16 protein-coding genes and 1 pseudogene are annotated in these 17,382 nt (G+C 55.9%); 10 read left to right on the top strand and 7 right to left on the bottom strand.

All coding sequences use genetic code 11. The annotated features are described in order from the left end of the window. A partial coding sequence (locus tag RT613_RS11055; RefSeq protein ID WP_313615308.1) for an aminotransferase class III-fold pyridoxal phosphate-dependent enzyme occupies window positions 1-543 on the bottom strand: 543 nt, incomplete at its 3' end. A 132-nt stretch (window positions 544-675) separates the two neighbouring features. Between RT613_RS11055 and RT613_RS11050 the strand changes: the two genes are divergently transcribed. Then, window positions 676-2,034: a glutamine synthetase family protein gene (locus RT613_RS11050; RefSeq protein ID WP_313615307.1), complete on the top strand. Its 1,359-nt coding sequence runs from the start codon at window positions 676-678 to the stop codon at window positions 2,032-2,034. 2 nt (window positions 2,035-2,036) lie between these two features. Here RT613_RS11050 and RT613_RS11045 read toward each other — a convergent pair whose 3' ends face one another. Next, on the bottom strand, window positions 2,037-2,954 hold the full coding sequence (locus RT613_RS11045) for a diacylglycerol kinase family lipid kinase (RefSeq protein ID WP_313615306.1): 918 nt from the start codon (window positions 2,952-2,954) through the stop codon (window positions 2,037-2,039). Between the two features lie 241 nt (window positions 2,955-3,195). Here RT613_RS11045 and RT613_RS11040 point away from each other — a divergent pair, with 241 nt between their 5' ends. Beyond that, on the top strand, window positions 3,196-4,413 hold the full coding sequence (locus RT613_RS11040; RefSeq protein ID WP_313615305.1) for an MFS transporter: 1,218 nt from the start codon (window positions 3,196-3,198) through the stop codon (window positions 4,411-4,413). 295 nt (window positions 4,414-4,708) lie between these two features. After that, on the top strand, window positions 4,709-6,082 hold the full coding sequence (gene mgtE / locus RT613_RS11035) for a magnesium transporter (protein ID WP_313615303.1): 1,374 nt from the start codon (window positions 4,709-4,711) through the stop codon (window positions 6,080-6,082). Between the two features lie 27 nt (window positions 6,083-6,109). Here the strand turns inward: mgtE and RT613_RS11030 are convergent, their stop codons facing one another. Next, complete coding sequence (locus tag RT613_RS11030; protein ID WP_313615301.1) at window positions 6,110-6,502, bottom strand: helix-turn-helix domain-containing protein; 393 nt, start codon at window positions 6,500-6,502, stop codon at window positions 6,110-6,112. A 103-nt stretch (window positions 6,503-6,605) separates the two neighbouring features. On the opposite strand from RT613_RS11030, the gene RT613_RS11025 reads away from it, so the two are divergent. Further along, on the top strand, window positions 6,606-7,622 hold the full coding sequence (locus RT613_RS11025) for a zinc-binding alcohol dehydrogenase family protein (protein WP_313615300.1): 1,017 nt from the start codon (window positions 6,606-6,608) through the stop codon (window positions 7,620-7,622). Between the two features lie 42 nt (window positions 7,623-7,664). On the opposite strand, the gene RT613_RS11020 is transcribed toward RT613_RS11025, so the two are convergent. The 3 genes from RT613_RS11020 to RT613_RS11010 form a co-directional block, all read right to left on the bottom strand. Beyond that, on the bottom strand, window positions 7,665-8,417 hold the full coding sequence (locus tag RT613_RS11020; RefSeq protein WP_409558807.1) for a pentapeptide repeat-containing protein: 753 nt from the start codon (window positions 8,415-8,417) through the stop codon (window positions 7,665-7,667). Between the two features lie 107 nt (window positions 8,418-8,524). Then, complete coding sequence (locus RT613_RS11015) at window positions 8,525-9,049, bottom strand: GNAT family N-acetyltransferase (RefSeq protein WP_313615299.1); 525 nt, start codon at window positions 9,047-9,049, stop codon at window positions 8,525-8,527. A 127-nt stretch (window positions 9,050-9,176) separates the two neighbouring features. Continuing rightward, on the bottom strand, window positions 9,177-10,838 hold the full coding sequence (locus RT613_RS11010) for an electron transfer flavoprotein-ubiquinone oxidoreductase (protein ID WP_313615297.1): 1,662 nt from the start codon (window positions 10,836-10,838) through the stop codon (window positions 9,177-9,179). Window positions 10,839-11,347: 509 nt separating this feature from the next. Between RT613_RS11010 and RT613_RS11005 the strand changes: the two genes are divergently transcribed. From RT613_RS11005 to RT613_RS10990, 4 genes are all read left to right on the top strand, one after another. Beyond that, window positions 11,348-12,742 carry an FAD-binding oxidoreductase gene (locus RT613_RS11005; RefSeq protein ID WP_313615295.1) on the top strand — a complete coding sequence of 465 codons (1,395 nt, stop codon included), beginning with the start codon at window positions 11,348-11,350 and terminating at the stop codon, window positions 12,740-12,742. Between the two features lie 86 nt (window positions 12,743-12,828). Beyond that, on the top strand, window positions 12,829-13,617 hold the full coding sequence (locus tag RT613_RS11000) for an SDR family oxidoreductase (RefSeq protein ID WP_313615294.1): 789 nt from the start codon (window positions 12,829-12,831) through the stop codon (window positions 13,615-13,617). Window positions 13,618-13,797: 180 nt separating this feature from the next. Further along, window positions 13,798-14,526 (top strand): hypothetical protein, encoded by a 729-nt coding sequence (locus RT613_RS10995; protein ID WP_313615293.1) that lies wholly within the window; start codon window positions 13,798-13,800, stop codon window positions 14,524-14,526. A gap of 77 nt (window positions 14,527-14,603) precedes the next feature. Then, window positions 14,604-14,807, top strand: coding sequence for a hypothetical protein (locus RT613_RS10990; RefSeq protein ID WP_313615291.1), 204 nt, complete (start codon window positions 14,604-14,606; stop codon window positions 14,805-14,807). A gap of 3 nt (window positions 14,808-14,810) precedes the next feature. On the opposite strand, the gene blaOXA is transcribed toward RT613_RS10990, so the two are convergent. Then, a complete protein-coding gene (gene blaOXA / locus RT613_RS10985; protein ID WP_313615289.1) occupies window positions 14,811-15,626 on the bottom strand; it encodes a class D beta-lactamase in 816 nt (271 codons plus the stop codon). A gap of 269 nt (window positions 15,627-15,895) precedes the next feature. On the opposite strand from blaOXA, the gene RT613_RS10980 reads away from it, so the two are divergent. Both RT613_RS10980 and RT613_RS10975 read left to right on the top strand, forming a co-directional pair. Next, entirely contained in the window at window positions 15,896-17,188 is a 1,293-nt protein-coding gene (locus RT613_RS10980) for an Hsp70 family protein (protein WP_313615287.1), read from the top strand. 52 nt (window positions 17,189-17,240) lie between these two features. Then, window positions 17,241-17,382 (top strand): annotated as a pseudogene (locus RT613_RS10975) (uracil-DNA glycosylase); the annotation flags it as partial.

Genomic DNA, 17,382 nt, shown 5'->3' with positions numbered 1-17,382 from the left:
AATGCCTTCGATGGGCAGGTTGCCCTGTTCATGCATCCATTTCATGCCACCCAGCGAGGCACCGGCCACGGTGGAGCCGTGGTAACCATTGCGACGGGCAATGACCATGGTCTTTTGTGGATGGCCAAGCGCCTTCCAGTATACCCGTGCCATGCGGAACCAGGTGTCTGTCGCTTCCGAACCGGAATTGGTGAAAAACACATGGTTCATACGGCCGCCGGTATGCGAGGCAATTTTCTGCGCCAGCAGTGTGGTGGGCGGTGTCGTGGTGCCAAAAAAGCTGTTGTAATAGGGCAGTTCATTCATCTGGCGTGCAACGGCTTCGGCCATTTCACGGCGGCCGTAACCGATGTTGACGCACCACAGACCGGCAAACGCATCGAGATATTTCTTGCCCTTGTTGTCATAGATATAAACACCTTCGGCACGCTCGATGATGCGTGTGCCCGAAGCGTTCAATTTGCCCATATCCGAAAAGGGGTGAAGATGGTGCGCGGCATCGATCGATGCCAGGTTGGAAAGGCTTTTGCTCATTTCATTCATGCCAGATACCACCAATTTCCCAAGTCTGATTGCTGGGTGAAGCATGGCGTTATGAAATGGGTTTGGCAAGGCGGTGTATTTAAGCTTATCGTTGCACGTTCTACGATCAGACGAGAAAGCTGAAATTCGAAAATGACCCGCAGAGAAACCGTAATGCCCACCCACTTCACTGAAATGCAGCCACGTATCGAACTGCTTCTCGTTGGCATGAATGGTGATCTCAGAGGCAAACGTATTCCTCTGAAAGCGGAGAAAAAGATATGGGAAGGGTCGGTGCGCCTGCCCGCCTCCACGCAGTCCCTCGACATCTGGGGCGATGACAATGATGAGTTTACCGGTCTGTCGCTGACGCTGGGTGATCCGGACGGCGTGTGTGTGCCAGATAAGCGCAGCCTGGTGCCAATGCCCTGGGCTCCGGAAGGTTCGGCGCAGGTGCTGGCCACCATGCATGAGATGGACGGGGGCCCAAGTTTCATGGACCCCCGCGCCATCCTGTCACGCATGCTTGAACGTTTTGCCAAACTGGGCTTGACGCCGGTGGTGGCGACCGAGCTTGAATTCTACCTCGTTGAAAATGACTGGCGTGAAACCGGTCGTCCCCGCCCCCCTGCCCGCCTAGCCTATAAGGGTGAGGCAACCGGTGCCCAGCTTTACGACATGGGCGCGACAGACATCATGGACGACTATCTGCAAACGCTGAATGCCTGGGCCAAGGTGCAAGGGCTGCCTGCGGACGCCACGACGGCCGAATTTGGCCCCGGCCAGTTCGAGGTCAACCTGCTGCACCGACCCGATGCGCTGGCGGCAGCGGATGACTGTATTTATCTGAAGAGGATTGCAGAACAGGCCGCAAAATACCACGGTCTGAAATCCACCTGCATGGCAAAACCCTATTCCGATCAGGCCGGTTCGGGACTACATGTGCACATCAGCATTGTTGATGCAGACGGCAACAACATACTCGATGCCAGAGGTGGTGACCCGACCCGGCTGAAATCCGTCTGTGCCGGCATGCTGGACACCATGCGGGCAGCGCAATTGATATTTGCGCCTTTTGCCAATTCCTACCGGCGTTTCCAGCCCGGCTCGTTTGCACCGGTTGATATTGACTGGGGCTTTGCCCACCGGGGAACATCTGTGCGTATTCCGGATATGCATGGCCCGGCAGCACGGATCGAACACCGTGTGGCGGGCGCAGATGCCAACCCACATTTACTGCTGACGGCCATTTTGGGTGGTATGTTGCGCGGTCTGGAGAACGAACTCGATCCCGGCCCAGCCACAGAACCCGGCGGATTGCCGCAATCGCATGGCAAGCTGACCCATGACTTCCTGACGGCCGTTGATGATTTTGCAGGATCCGAGTTCATTACCGAGACATTTGGTACGGCTTATCAGAAGCTGTTTGCCGACACCAAACGCAAGGAGGCGATCGCCTATCTGCAAACCGTCTCGGATTTCGATTACCGAACCTATCTGCCACGGCTGTAAATTTAGGCAACGGCCTGCTGCTGCATGGCCGCTGTCAGAACCTTCAACTCGCCGGGATGGAGCTTGATGACGATATCGCGCTCCATCGGCAACAACTCACCATCGACCACGCAGCGCACGTCGCTGCGGCTTTTGGGGAAGTGCAGCTCAAGCTCCGGTGTTGTCATGGCGGTGACGGCAGCATTTTCCTTCAACTTGCCGCGCAGAATATCAAAGGCGAGCTTCGCAACGCCGGGCGGTGTCATCACGTCAGCCAGATAAAAACCGAGGTGGCCACCGGCCACATCATCCGGCACCAGAAATGGATGCTGGCCAAATTCATTGTTCGACACGGAAATGGCGCATACTTTGCGGTGGCGCGTCACGCCATCGACCATATATTCCACATCGAAAACCGGCGGATTGAGCACCACACCCAATGCAGCGCGGGCACTGGCCTGTATTTTGCCAAGCCGTGAGGCAAAGGCCATGTTGTTGCGGTAGCGAACCATTCTGGCGTGCAGACCGGCGGAAAACTGGTGTACGAAGGGTCGGCCATTGACGCTGGCAATATCGACATCCCGCACATGGCCCTGCGCCAGGACATCAACTACAGTCCGGATATCGAGTGGCAGTTTCAACGAGCGGGCAAACAGGTTCATGGTGCCGGCGGGCACGACACCCAATGCCAGACCGTGTTTCCACGCGATACCGGCTGCAGCGGAGATGGTGCCATCGCCACCACCGGCAATCAGGCCATCAAGCCCCGGTGTTTCCGAGGCTTTTTCCATTTCCTCAACGACATTGGCCCCTTCAACAAGGCGGCATTCGAAGTCATGACCGGCCCGCTCGAAGCGTGCCTGCACAAAATCGCAATATTCCGCCATATCGGTCGTTCTAAATGTACCGCCGTCACGGTTGAAGATGGCAATCAGTTTCATGTCAGTTCCCCACAGCTGGGCCGCCCGGTGCCCGGCGGTAAAACTCGCAATTTGACTTTCAGTTCCCGATAAATGCATCTCGTGTCATTTTTGATACGGAGCCTCTACCGCATCGCACAACGAGATGATAAACGTCAGATAAGGTCATTTTGGTGACCTCTTTGTCAGTCCCTGCACATCGGTTGCAGTCCCCGCACAGAATACAGTTTACACATCAGGTTCCTTCATGACTGAGACCGTCATGCACGATACACGTGCGCAATTGTCCGAGCCCGCAGGTGACGCGGCCCGTTTGTCACCCCTGGCCATTGCGCTGATTGAAATTGCGCTGGCGGCCGGTGGTTTTGGCATCGGCACCGGTGAATTTGCGATCATGGGTTTGCTGCCTGAGGTGGCAACCACCTATGGCGTCAGCATTCCGCAGGCCGGATATGTGATTACCGCCTACGCTCTGGGCGTTGTTGTCGGCGCACCGATCATCGCGGTACTTGCCGCTCGCCTCAGCCGTCGTACCCTGTTGCTGTGTCTGATGGGACTGTTCACGATCGGCAATATTCTGAGCGCCGTTGCCCCTGACTTTGTGTCCTTTACCGTACTGCGCTTCATTACCGGATTGCCGCACGGCGCCTATTTTGGCGTTGCCGCACTGGTGGCTGCATCCATGGCCCCGGTTCACAAACGCACACGGGCGGTTGGACGCGTCATGCTTGGCCTGACCATCGCCACCTTGCTCGGCACACCGCTTGCCACCTTTATCGGCCAGCTGATGAGTTGGCGCGCCGCCTTCATGCTGGTGGGTGGTATTGGTCTATTGACGGTTATCCTCGTCTGGCTGTTCCAGCCACGCGACACGGTGGCCGAAGGTGCCAGCATTGCCCGTGAACTGGGCGCTTTCAAGCGTGTTCAGGTCTGGCTGACGCTGCTGATCGTGTCGGTCGGTTTCGGCGGCATGTTTTCGATCTTCAGCTACATTTCCAAGACCACAACAGATGTTGCGATGATGCCGCTTGCTTCGGTTTCCATCGTTCTGGCGTTGTTCGGTATTGGCATGAATGTCGGCAACATCGTTGGTTCACGCCTTGCCGACATGTCGCTGATGGGCACGATTGGCGGCATGCTGGTGTTCAACATCATCGTCATGACGATATTCTCGCTGACCGCCGACAACTGGTTCATGTTGTGCCTGTGCGTGTTCCTGGTTGGTTGCAGCTTTGCGGCGGGCCCGGCAGCGCAGACACGCCTGATGGATGTGGCCGCAGACGCACAAACGCTGGCGGCGGCCTCCAACCACTCGGCCTTCAACATTGCCAACGCCCTTGGCGCATGGTTTGGTGGACTGGTGATCGCCTGGGGTTACGGTTATGCCGCAACAGGTTATGTCGGTGCACTTCTGTCAGCCGCTGGTCTGGTGGTGTTTGCCATTTCCATCGCCATCGACAAACGGGTAAAAACGGCCTGAAAGGCAGGTTTTCCAGCTTTCTTTGGCGCCGCTCCAAGGGCGCGCGCCAAAAGCAAAACAGCATTGCAAAAACGTTATCATCCCGTGCTTGACTAATTGCCGCTTCAGGCGCACCACCTGCCTTACGCGCTGGCATTTGTCCGCAGCGCGGATTTCAACCGGAGCATCATTCGATGTCTAGCGACAGTAGTAGTCGATTGCCTTTGCCGAGACCGGCGTTCGTGCTCTGATCTGACAGCTGTCGGCTCACCCACGATCTGCCGCAATCGGCGGATCGATGGAAAGGTGAGCAATCATGAACTTTCACAACCTCTCCCAGAGGGCCAGCAAGGCCGCACGTCTTTTTCGCGGAAACCATGCCCTTGGCCTGACCACTGCAGAACATGTTGACCAGCTGAACGGTCTCGACGTGACGCAGGCCGCATCCGCCCTGTCCACCATGTCCCAACCCAAGGCCGTTGCCATGCTGGCGCGTCCTGAGCTGCACCATGCTGCCGAAATCATCACGGCCATGCCCGTGGACACTGTCACACGCCTGCTCAACACCATGGCAAATGACCGGGTTGCCGACCTGCTGCAGGAAATGCAGGAAGGTGAGCGTGCCCGGCTGTTTTCTCGGCTGGACCGGACAACCGCACTCGCCATCCAGCAGCTGATGAACTATCCGCCACGCACGGCTGGCAGCATCATGACCACTGAATTCGTCAGTGTTCCCGACGCCTGGACCGTCGAACAGACACTTGTTCACATCCGCTCGGTCGAACGGTCACGCGAGACCGTTTACGCCATTTACGTGCTTGGCGCAGATGGCATGCTGAGCAATGTGGTGACGCTTCGCCGCCTGCTGACAGGAGAACCAGGCTCTTCGATCCTGTCTGTTGCGCAGAAGGAAGGCATGGTGTTCATCGATCCGCTGGCATCGCAGGAAGTGGTGGCCCGGCTGATACGCAAACACAACATGCTTGCCCTGCCGGTGGTTGATGACCATGGACACATGCTGGGCATCGTGACCGTGGATGACGTGATCGACACGATGATTGCCGACACGACAGAAGACGCCCAGAAGTTCGGCGGTATGGAGGCTCTTGGAAAACCCTATATGAAAATCGGTTTTCCAGAGATGATCCGCAAACGTGCCGGATGGCTGGCAGCGCTGTTCGTGGGAGAAATGCTGACGGCAAGCGCCATGCAGCATTTTGAAGGCGAGCTGGAAAAGGCCGTTGTGCTGACGCTGTTCATTCCGCTGATCATGAGCTCCGGCGGCAATTCCGGCTCGCAGGCCACATCGCTGATCATTCGTGCGCTGGCACTGGGAGAGCTAAAACTTTCCGACTGGTGGCGTGTGCTGATCCGTGAACTGCCAACCGGGCTGATGCTGGGCACGATCCTTGGCGCGATCGGTTTTATGCGGCTGACGCTGTGGCAGAAGGCAGGTTTCTACGACTATGGCGAACACTGGCTGCTAGTCGGTTTCACGGTGTTTGCTGCGTTGGTCGGTATCGTGACCTTTGGTTCGATCTGCGGTTCGATGTTGCCATTCATCCTGCAGAAACTGCGGCTCGACCCTGCAAGTGCGTCGGCACCCTTCGTCGCAACGCTGGTGGATGTGACCGGTCTCGTCATCTATTTCAGCGTGGCGCTTCTGATCCTTAGCGGCACGCTGCTATAGGACGGAATTATCACATGGACTGGCAGCTCAGGCTGCCAGTTCCTTTTTACCTTCCGGTGTCCGGATATATTTGCTGCCGTTTTCGCAGACGACGTGACTGTCACCCCAGCTTTTCAGGGCAGTGATCACCGGCTGCATGCTGAGGCCAAGCGGCGTCAGCGCATAATCGACCCGTGGCGGCACGACGGGAAACACTTTTCGCGAAATCAACCCGGCATCTTCCAGCTCACGCAGCTGCTTGGTCAGCATCCGTTGCGTGACGCTTGGAATGTGGCGACGCAGCTCATTGAAGCGCAGCGTGCCCTCATTCATCAGGTGATAGAGGATGACACCCTTCCATTTTCCATCCAGAAAACTCAGCGTCGATTCCACCGGACAGCCGGGGAAATTACCTGTCAACTTTGCGCGTGGACGAGACATCAACAGTATCCTTTTTGTGCGTATATACACAAAATGTGCATTCTTGCAGTTTCATTTCATATGTATCAATTAACATGCATGCAAACAAGCAAGGAGACTTTTCATGCGTGCCGTTGGTTATCTCGCCCCTCAACCCATCACTGCCGAAACCTCACTTCTGGACATTGACCTGCCGGTTCCTGTCGCCAGCGGTCATGACCTGCTTGTCGAGATCAAGGCCGTATCAGTAAACCCTGTCGATACCAAGGTGCGCAAGAGTGCCGTGCCGGAAGATGGTCAGCACCGGGTTCTCGGTTTTGATGCTGCGGGCGTGGTCAAGGCGGTGGGCGACAAGGTCAGCCTGTTCAAGCCTGGCGACGAGGTTTATTACGCCGGCGTGATCAACCGTCCCGGCTCCAACAGCGAGTTCCATCTGGTGGATGAACGCATCGTTGGCGCAAAACCGAAAAGCCTAAGCTTTGAAGAGGCCGCCGCCCTGCCCCTGACCGCCATCACGGCGTACGAAACCCTGTTCGACCGTCTTGATATCAACGAGCCTGTGCCGGGTGCAGCCAATGCCATCGTCATCATCGGTGGAGCCGGCGGCGTTGGTTCGATTGCCGTGCAGCTGGTACGCCAGTTGACCGATCTGACGATCATCGCAACGGCGTCACGTCCCGAAACCAGGGAATGGGTCAAGGCCCTTGGCGCAGATCATGTCATCGACCACAGTCAGCCGATTGCAACGCAGGTTGAAGCGCTTGGCATTGGTGCGCCGGCTTTTGTCTTTTCCACCACACAGAGCGATCTACATGCTGGCGAAAGCGTGACGCTGATTGCGCCACAGGGTCGTTTTGCGCTGATCGATGACCCCAAGGGCGGATTTGACGTGATGCCGTTCAAGCGCAAAAGCCTGTCGGTGCATTGGGAAATGATGTTTGCGCGTGCCGTCTTCCAGACCCCAGACATGATCGAACAGCACAAACTGTTGAACCATGTTGGCGAGCTCGTCGATGCTGGAAAGATCAAGACGACGCTGACGGAAACCTACGGCACCATCAATGCTGCCAATCTCAAGAAGGCGCATGCGTTGATTGAAAGTGGCACGGCCAAGGGCAAGATCGTCCTGTCCGGTTTCTGAGGACTTTACATCCCCCGGACCAAGGTCTGGGGGATTTTTCCATCACGATGGATCTTCATCCGGATGGCAAGGCCACTCTTTTGATGGGGTCAGCCCGTCTGGCAGCTTGGTGTTTTCGTCACCGCAGGCGAGATCCAGCTGGCCTTGCGAAAGCCCTGAGACCTTTGACAGGTCGACGCCTTCAAACCGGGTCAAAAACAGAAACGCATTCCTCAAATCCACAACGCCGCCCAGCTTGGCACCGATGAAGCGTGCACGCGACAGATTGGCCGTGCCAAACCGGGCATCGTCCAGCACCGCATTTTCAAAATTCGCCCGGCCAAGTTCCGCTTTCGAGAAGTCTGCGCCGCTCAAGTGCGCGCCGGTAAAATCGGCACGCTGCATTTCGGCATTCACGAAGGGCACCTTGTCCGCCTTCACATTGGTGAAGTCACTGCGATAGGCTTCAATCTTGTTGAGGTTTGCGCCGGCAAGATCGGTATTGGCAAGCGAGGTTCTGACCAGCTTGGCCTTGGTGAAATCGGCCGATTTGACGATCGATTCACGCAAATCCGTATAGGTGAAATCCGTGCCCTGCAGGTTGGCGCCTTCAAAGTTGCTGCCACCCAGCATCAAAAGCCGCTTGTTGCACTGTCTCCAGTCCACGCCCGGTGCCGGATCAGACCGGCAATCGGCAGCGACGGTCAAATGTGCCGAGGTCATGACCGATAGAAAACCGCATGCGGCAATGGCAGACCACAACCACCTGCTTTTCAGGCCAGAGGAGATAACGCCGCATTTAACACCAAAGTCCATAACACCACCCCAGGACGCGATATGCGCAACAGCATTATATCAGTACCTCCCCACATGTCATGGTTAAAGGCAGGGAATTCAACAGGCCGTTGCAGGCGGTTGTGGATTTAGTTTGTGTCCAACGCCATGGCCACCCGGCGGGCAGGATCAAGACCACACTCGACCTGATGCCGCAGTGTTTGCCGCAGATGTGCCGACAGCGCATGATCCTCGACTATGCGAAAACCACATCGCGCATAAAACGGCGCGTTGAACGGCACAAGGCGATCGGTCGTTAGCGTTGCGCGTCGCAGTCCGCGTCGTATCGTTTCTTCGACAGCCCGAGCCAGCAAAGCTCTACCCAGACCCCTACCCTGCGCGGCGCGCAGCACATCGATTTCATTGATGTAGAGTTCATCACCGATCTGCGTTGCGCCCAGAAAACCCAAAGGGCTGTTGTCATGATCGGTCGCGACAACCAGAAGGCCATTGTCCAGCATGATACGAAGATCATCAGCCGATGTGGCGCTCGGCTCGCCCAGCACACCGCCGGCATCGCTAAGCGCAAAAAAGGCATCGAGCTCAATCTGTCTCAATGCCTCTATTTCATCGTGTCGCGCAGGTCGGATGGAAAACGAAACAAGAGCATCCATTTTCACACCCCGACATTACCCTTTTTGACGGCGGTCAGTGCGGGCCGGGCCAATATTACATATTGGCGTAAACCGGCCCTTCGCCGAACATCCTTGTTGACGGCGGTTCGTGCAGGCCGGGCCAATATTACATATTGGCGTAGACCGGCCCTTCGCCACCTTGTGGCGGAACCCAGTTGATGTTCTGGTTGGGATCCTTGATGTCACAGGTCTTGCAGTGCACGCAGTTCTGCGCGTTGATGACGTAGACTTCCTCCCCATCCTTCTCGACCCACTCGTAAACACCAGCAGGACAGTAGCGTGTCGAAGGACCGGCATAGACATCATGCTCGGAGCGCTTCTGCAAATCCATGTCCTTGACATGCAGATGCACCGGCTGGTCTTCCTCATGGTTGGTGGACGACAGGAACACCGACGACAGGCGGTCGAAGGTCAATACACCATCCGGTCGCGGATAGTCGATCTTCTGGTGTTTGGATGCCGGCTCAAGGCTCTGCGCATCCGTCTTGCCGTGCTTGAAGGTCCATGGCGTCGAACCAAAGATCTGGTTGAGCCACATGTCGACAGCGCCGAGACCAATACCGAACAACGTGCCGAACTTGGACCACAGCGGCTTGACGTTGCGGACCCGCTTCAGGTCCTTGCCAATGTCGCCCTGGCGCCATTCATTTTCGATCTCTGCGACTTCGTCATTGGCGCGGCCGGCTGCAATCGCATCGGCAATCTTTTCAGCCGCCAACATGCCGGACAGCACGGCATTATGGCTGCCCTTGATACGGGGAAGGTTGACGAAACCGGCCGAACAGCCAATCAGCGCACCTCCGGGGAAGGACAGTTTCGGTACCGACTGATAACCACCCTCGGTGATGGCACGTGCGCCATAGGACAGGCGCTTGCCACCCTCGAATGTGTCGCGGATTGCCGGATGCGTCTTGAACCGCTGGAACTCTTCAAACGGGTAGAGATACGGGTTCTTGTAGTTGAGGTGGACCACAAAACCGACGGCGACGAGATTGTCTTCGAGATGGTAGAGGAACGAACCGCCACCGGTTTTAAAGCCGAGAGGCCAGCCAAAGGAGTGCTGCACCAGACCCTGTTTGTGTTTTTCAGGCTTTACCTGCCACAGTTCCTTGATGCCGATGCCGAACTTCTGGACATCGCGGCCCTTCTGCAGGTCATATTTTGCAATGAGCTGTTTGGCCAGCGAGCCACGCACGCCCTCGCCGATCAGCACATATTTGCCCATCAGCGCCATGCCGCGGGTATAGTTTGGACCGGGTTCGCCGTTGCGTTCAATGCCCATGTCACCGGTCGCAACGCCGATGACCGCGCCATCTTCGTTATAAAGCACCTCGCTGGCAGCAAAACCGGGATAGATCTCGACGCCGAGACCTTCCGCCTTTTCCGCCAGCCAGCGACAGACCAGACCGAGCGATACGATGTAATTGCCGTGATTGTTCATCAACGGCGGCATCAGCGCGTTTGGCAGACGAATGGAGCCGGCAGGCCCCAAGAACAGGAACTGGTCATCCTTGACCTCCGTCTTGAACGGATGGCCTTCTTCCTCACGCCAGCCGGGCAGCAGACGGTCGATACCGATCGGGTCAACCACCGCGCCGGACACGATATGGGCACCAACTTCTGCACCCTTTTCCAGAACCACAACGGACAGATCAGGATTGACCTGCTTGAGACGAATGGCAGCCGACAGACCCGCAGGACCTGCACCTACAATCACAACGTCGAATTCCATCGACTCGCGTTCAGGAAGTTCATGTTGCTCTGTCATATCAGCCTCTCAATCCCGCCGGGTTCATCGCCCGCCCCTAATTTCGGTTCTTTCTTGGCAAAGCAAACAGCACTTGTCGAGCGCCGAATGCGGCAAACCATGTCGATTCACACATTATTGTCAGACAACCTGACGATTAAATTACCTTTACGTTCACGTAATATATAGATAAGGGCCGTCTTTACCTTGGTCAAGGTATTGCGAATCCAATGACGACACGCGGTCAACGAAGGATGAAGGGCAAAACGAAACACTCCCTCCCCCGCTCAATCCGTCATGACATGAAGAGCCATCAAACAGATCGGCAACACTACGACACGCAATCAAACCAGTCCCTATCAATTGATGCCCTCTGCAATTTGGCAGCTAAGAAACGGTCTTCTTCAAGCCACCCCATCAATCAGGCACAATAGAACTGGACCTGTGAAACAGGATTGGATCAGCGACGACAGGCTGCTAGTAATCGGCTGCATTATTCCTCCCTGTTCACCCCGCGAAATGATCCGTCCATGTCGAATGCCTCAAGCTCAACGCTCGAAACCAAACTGACACTCGCCTTTCCGGACCTTGTTATAACAGGACCTGCGGATTTGCAGGGACGTGACCCCGGCGAGCATCCGGATAATTTCGGCGCTGGCATCATGGTATCACCGGCAAGCACGCGGGATGTTGCCGCGCTGGTCAAATGGTGCCGTGAAAACGACATCGCCATTGTTCCACAGGGTGGGCGAACAAGCCTTGCAGGTGGCTGTGCCAGCCATGAGGAGGAGCTGATTGTCTCAACCGCAAAGCTCAATGCGATTGAGAGCATCAATATCGAGGAAAAAACTGTCGTCGTGCAAGCCGGTATCACCTTGCAGGCATTGCAGGAGGCGGCCGCCGAACATGGCTTGACGACTGGCATCGACCTTCCCTCCAGAGGAACGGCAACAATTGGCGGCATGGCGGCCACCAATGCAGGCGGACTGCTGGCATTTCGCAACGGTGTGATGCGCCATCAGATATTGGGTATCGAAGCCGTGATGCCTGATGGGTCGATTTTCAGCGACCTGACCCGAGTGGTCAAGGTCAGCGCCGGACCTGATATCAAGCAGTTGCTCGTTGGCAGTGAAGGTGCATTTGGCATGATAACCCGCGTGGTGCTGAAGCTGGAGACGTTACGTCCCTACCGCGCAACCGCGATGCTGGCAGTCAATGATGCGAAAAGTGCGCTGGCCATCGCGGACCGCCTGGCCAACATGAACGGCCTCAAGCTGGAAGCAGCCGAAATGATGTGGCCGCTGTTCATTCGCGACCATGCAAAGCTGCGAAATTTCGATCTGGCATGGTTGCCACAAGAAGCCTGCGCCTTCATCGTCGAGGTGTCGTCCAGCGATGAAGAAACGGCGCGCGGCAATCTGGAAGCTGCCCTCGCCGACATCTGGGAAGAGTCCGGCATTCTCGATGGCATTGTTGCGCAGTCCGGTACGCAAGCCAAACAGATATGGGTTCTGCGCGAAGAATCCGGTTTTTATTACCAGTTCTACAACAACCCGCCCTCCTTCGACGTGTCCCTGCCGCCTGCCCTGCTGGATACCTATGTCGCTGACCTGCACGCGCGGCTTAAAGTGCTGAACCCGGATTACCAACTTTACGTCTATGGCCACATTGCCGATGGCAACCTGCATCTGACGGTCAAATGTGATGAGCCAAATGAGGCAGAACTTATCCGTATTCAGGATGCGATCTATACCGGTGTGCGCGAAATTGGCGGCAGCTTCTCGGCCGAGCACGGTGTGGGTTTCGAAAAACGCTACGGCTACGAAAACTATGCCGACCCTGTAAAGCGCGTTCTGGCAAAACAGATCAAGCAGGCGCTCGATCCCGAAGGCTTGTTCAATCCCGGAAAAGTGCCATTTGCCTGAAGACATCAATGTAGGTCGCGACCTTCAAATCGTGACCTGCGCACCCTATACAAAGAATGACGTCTCGATTTCATAAGGAATGACACATGGATTTCGGAATTTCCGGCAAGCGCGCACTGGTTCTCGCTTCCTCACGCGGTCTTGGCCTTGGCATTGCCACGGCGCTGGTCAAGGAAGGCGTGAATGTTCTGCTGGTTGGTCGCACCAGCGAAAAACTGGAAGCAAACTGCAAGGCCCTTAACGCGCTTGGCAAGGGCAAGGCCGACTGGGTTCGCGGCGATATTTCCGAAGCCAGTTTCGTCGCCGACATGGTGGACGCCGTAAAGCAGAAACTCGGCGGCATCGATATTCTCATCAACAACACCGGCGGCCCGACACCGGGCACTGCAGAAGAGATCACCGCCGAGAAGCTGGAAACCTTCTTCCAGTCGATGGTGCTGCGCGTCATCACGCTGACCGGCGCATTCCTGCCGCAGATGAAGGAACAGGGTTGGGGACGTATCGTCACCGTCGCCTCCTCAGGTGTTTTTGAACCGATCCCCAATCTGGCGCTGTCCAACACATTGCGCGGCGCGCTGGTTGGCTGGAGCAAGACGCTGTCTAGCGAAGTCGCAAGCTTCGGCATTACCTCCAACATGCTGCTGCCTGGCCGTATTCACACAGACCGCATCGATGAGCTGGACGGTGCCAATGCAACGCGCACTGGCAAAAGTATCGAAGAGGTTCGTTCGGCTTCGGTCAAAACCATCCCGGCTGCGCGCCTGGGCACGGTCGACGAGTTTGGTGCAGCGGGTGCCTTCCTTTGCTCACAGGGTGCAAGCTACATTACCGGCACGATGCTGCGCGTCGACGGTGGTGCGGCAAGCTCCATCTAACGGCAGATCCGTTTCAGGTCCGTTGAAGCGCGCCACGACATGTGTTGTGGCGCGTTTTTCTTTTGCATTTTGGAAAATGCAATTACCTCAGCATTTTAATAAAAAGCGACTGCCCAATTCCACTGAATTTTGAGGGGTAGGGGATTAGATGAAGGCATTCTTAGTTCTGGTACCCCTTTCATGTTCGAAACACTTCTGCCGCCCACCTCTTCAAGTGGGCAGACGTCTCTTGGCAACAGCGGCAACACAAATTCCTCTTCCGGCAATCAGGCTTCGCAAACGCCGACGGATACAGATGAGCAAGCCGGTGAAAACACGGCGCCCGAAACCGCAGCACAAGACGATGATGGCACCTATTCTGCGGCGCCTGCTCAGCCGGACAGCGAGGTAGAGGCAGAGGCTGGCGAAACGCCTTCCGCCGCAGACAATAACGACATATCGGAAGACGATGGCAGCGCCGGTTCCGCACCGGAGCCGACTGGTGGATCTCAGTCCAATGATCCGGTCGACACACCGCCCTCTTCGGCTGCCGAGACAGATGCCGCACAGAATGATAATGAGGCTGACACAGTAGCAACTGCGCCTGCCGCAGCGGCACACAATCCGCAACAGCAGGCCGCACCGGTTCAGTCCAGACCGACAGTCGTTTCTTCAGCATCCGCTGTATCGTCCTCCGCACCGGTTTTGAAAAATGATGCCGCACTGGAGCGCAGTCTCAGAGCCGTCAATGATGCCGCGTTTACCGCCTTGCGCAATCGTGCAATCGACGCCCAGAAAGACCAGATCATTCGACGTGTTTTGGATGCCATTGAAAAAGGCACCTTTGAAGGAACGGCTTTAAAGTCTTCGCAAGACCATGAATCCGAAAGTGAAACGAACCTGATCGTTCGGTATTACGCTGAAGCATAAAGGACGACAGCGAGTGCCCATGGCGCGATTGGCTGCTTCAGGTTAAGATGCAGCGGTTCTCTTTTTCGAGGTCTCTCATGCGGCTCATACGAATTTCTCTGACGATTTTCGGTCTTTTGCTGGCGTTTATCGGCCTTGTCTGGATTGGACAGGGTAGCGGATATTTCCCCTACCCTGCCTCCAGTTTCATGATCAATCAAAGTCCATGGATGTTGCGCGGTGCAATCGTTGCCATCATCGGGCTTGCGACGATCTTTTTAGCACGCCGCCTTATCCGATAGGCGTTACTTCACCAGTTTGGGCAGTTCGGTTATCAGCGCGTCACGCGTGGCGAAGCTGATTGGCTCATCGCTTTTCCACTCCTTGGCATTCAGCGTGGCAAAGACCACCCGCTGATCGCCCTTTTCCGCCCAGCCAACAAACCAGCCAAGCCAGTTCTTGCCATCGGCCTTGCCAGCCTTGTTCCGGATACGACCCGAGCCGGTTTTTCCATGTATCTGCCATCCATCAGCCGCCGCAAATTGCGGGATGATCGCCTTGGTGTTGTCATAGGCCTGTTTCGAAACAGGAATTTTCCCCGTGACGAAGCGGCGCATGAAATCCACCTGCTGGTCGGGGGAAATTCTCAACGACGACATCAGCCAGGATTCCGTCAACCCGTCGGTATGACCGGGCACGCCCTTGACGTCGGCATTGCCATATTCGAATGCCTTGACGTACTCCGCGAACTTCTGCTTGCCAAGCTTTCGGGTAATTTCCTGCGAATACCAGACGATGGAATCCTTTTCCCAGATGGTTGGATCAACGGATTGCTGTTCGCGTTTCGGCCTTTTCCATTCTGCCTTGTAATCCCAGCGGGGCGTCGTGGCGTCCGTCAGGATACCAGCATCATACCCCATGATCGCCAGAGGAAATTTGAAGGTTGATTGTGGTGCAAAGGCCTTGTCGCATTGCCCGTCGCGGTGCAGCGTCTTCTGGCTGGCCACATCGAGAATGACCGTGCAATGCACGGGCTCTGCGGCACCTGCCGTTCCAAAGCTCAAACAAACACTTGAAATAAAGCCAAAAAATACTGCTGACCGGTAGAATTTTTTCGTCATACATCACCCTCCTGATGCGCGTCCTCATACAAGAGACACGCCCATGCGTTTCATCAAATCATGTCCATCCCCGTTTGCGTATAGCGCCAACCCCCGTGGCTTTATTGCGGCATGCCCCAAGAAAACGCTCGCGCCATGCTTGCCATTCACAATCTCCTATGCGATCACCCGCCCTCTTCAAAAATCACAGGTGTCAATTGATGCCTTTTCATTTGCGGGACTGATGATCGTCAGTCCGGCCAGCTATTTTTGTGACAAAGGATACCGCAATGGCACGGGCGCTCGGCCTCGACTTCGGCACGACCAACACGGTCATGGCTCTTTCTGAAAACGGCACACAAAGCCGCTCCATGCAGTTCAGCAGCATGGCCGGCGAAACCGACAGCATGCGAACTGCACTGTCTTTCATGAAAGACCCTTCGCTCGGTGCAGCAGCACTGCAGGTAGAAGCCGGTCAGGCGGCCATTCGCCAGTTCATCGATCACGCAGGTGATTGTCGTTTCCTACAGTCGATCAAGACATTTGCGGCATCCTCCCTGTTTCAAGGCACGCTGATTTACGCCAAGCGCCAGACCTTCGAAGATCTGATGGAAGTTTTTCTGCGCAAGCTGAAGACCTATGCGGGTGACAATTGGAACGGTGACATCGGCACCGTTGTCGCTGGCCGACCTGTGCGGTTTGCCGGCTCCAACCCGAATGAAGACCTTGCCTTGCAACGCTACAATGAAGCTCTGACACGTATGGGTTTCCCAAACATCCATTATGTCTACGAGCCTGTGGCGGCCGCCTACTACTTTGCCCAGAGCCTGAAAAAGGACGCCAATGTTCTGGTTGCCGACTTTGGTGGCGGCACCACCGACTACTCGCTCATCCGTTTTGAAACCAATGGCGGCCAGCTTTCGGCCAAGCCAATCGGCCATTCCGGTGTTGGCGTTGCTGGCGACCATTTCGATTTTCGCATGATCGACAATCTGGTGTCGCCAGAAATAGGCAAGGGCAGCCAGTTCAAGAGCTTTGACAAGGTTCTCGATGTTCCCGCCGGTTATTACGTCAACTTTGGCCGCTGGAACCAGCTTTCGATCTTCAAGACCTCGAAAGAGTTTACCGACCTGAAGTCTCTGGTGCGCTCAGCGCTGGAGCCGGAAAAGCTGGAAATGTTCATCGATCTGGTCGAGCATGACGAGGGTTATCCGCTCTACCAGGCCATTTCGGCAACCAAGATGGCATTGTCGCAGCACGAGGAAGCCGAGTTCAACTTTTCGCCACTTAGCAAGGCTGGCCGCAAAACCGTGCGCCGCGCCGATTTCGACACCTGGATTTCGGAAGACCTGTCCAAGATCGAAGATGCGCTGGATGAAGTGCTGACCAAGACAAACACCGATGCCGGCAGCATCGACAAGGTGTTTTTGACCGGCGGCACATCCTTCGTGCCAGCCGTGCGTAAAATCTTCACCCAGCGTTTCGACGCCGACAAGATTGAAAGCGGTGGCGAATTGCTATCGATTGCCCATGGTCTGGCGATGATTGGCGAAAGCGGAGACATTGAGCGTTGGACGGCGTAAGCAGTGACGCTTTTTGCTTTGATCTGCGCTGACAGATCATTATGCTAAAGCCATGATATCCGTAAACGACCTCTCCTCAGCCGAACTTGCTGCGCTTTTGCATTTCCATGCAGATGCCGGTGTCGAGTGGCTGCTGGAAGATACGGCGATAGACCGCTTTGCGGAATTTGAGGCAAGCCGCGCAAAACAACAGG

The organism is Agrobacterium sp. (assembly GCF_032092815.1).
In the GTDB taxonomy this organism is placed as follows: Bacteria; Pseudomonadota; Alphaproteobacteria; order Rhizobiales; family Rhizobiaceae; genus Agrobacterium.
The sequence above is the reverse complement of the archived record's forward strand: the minus strand, read 5'-3'. Positions and strand labels throughout refer to the sequence as shown.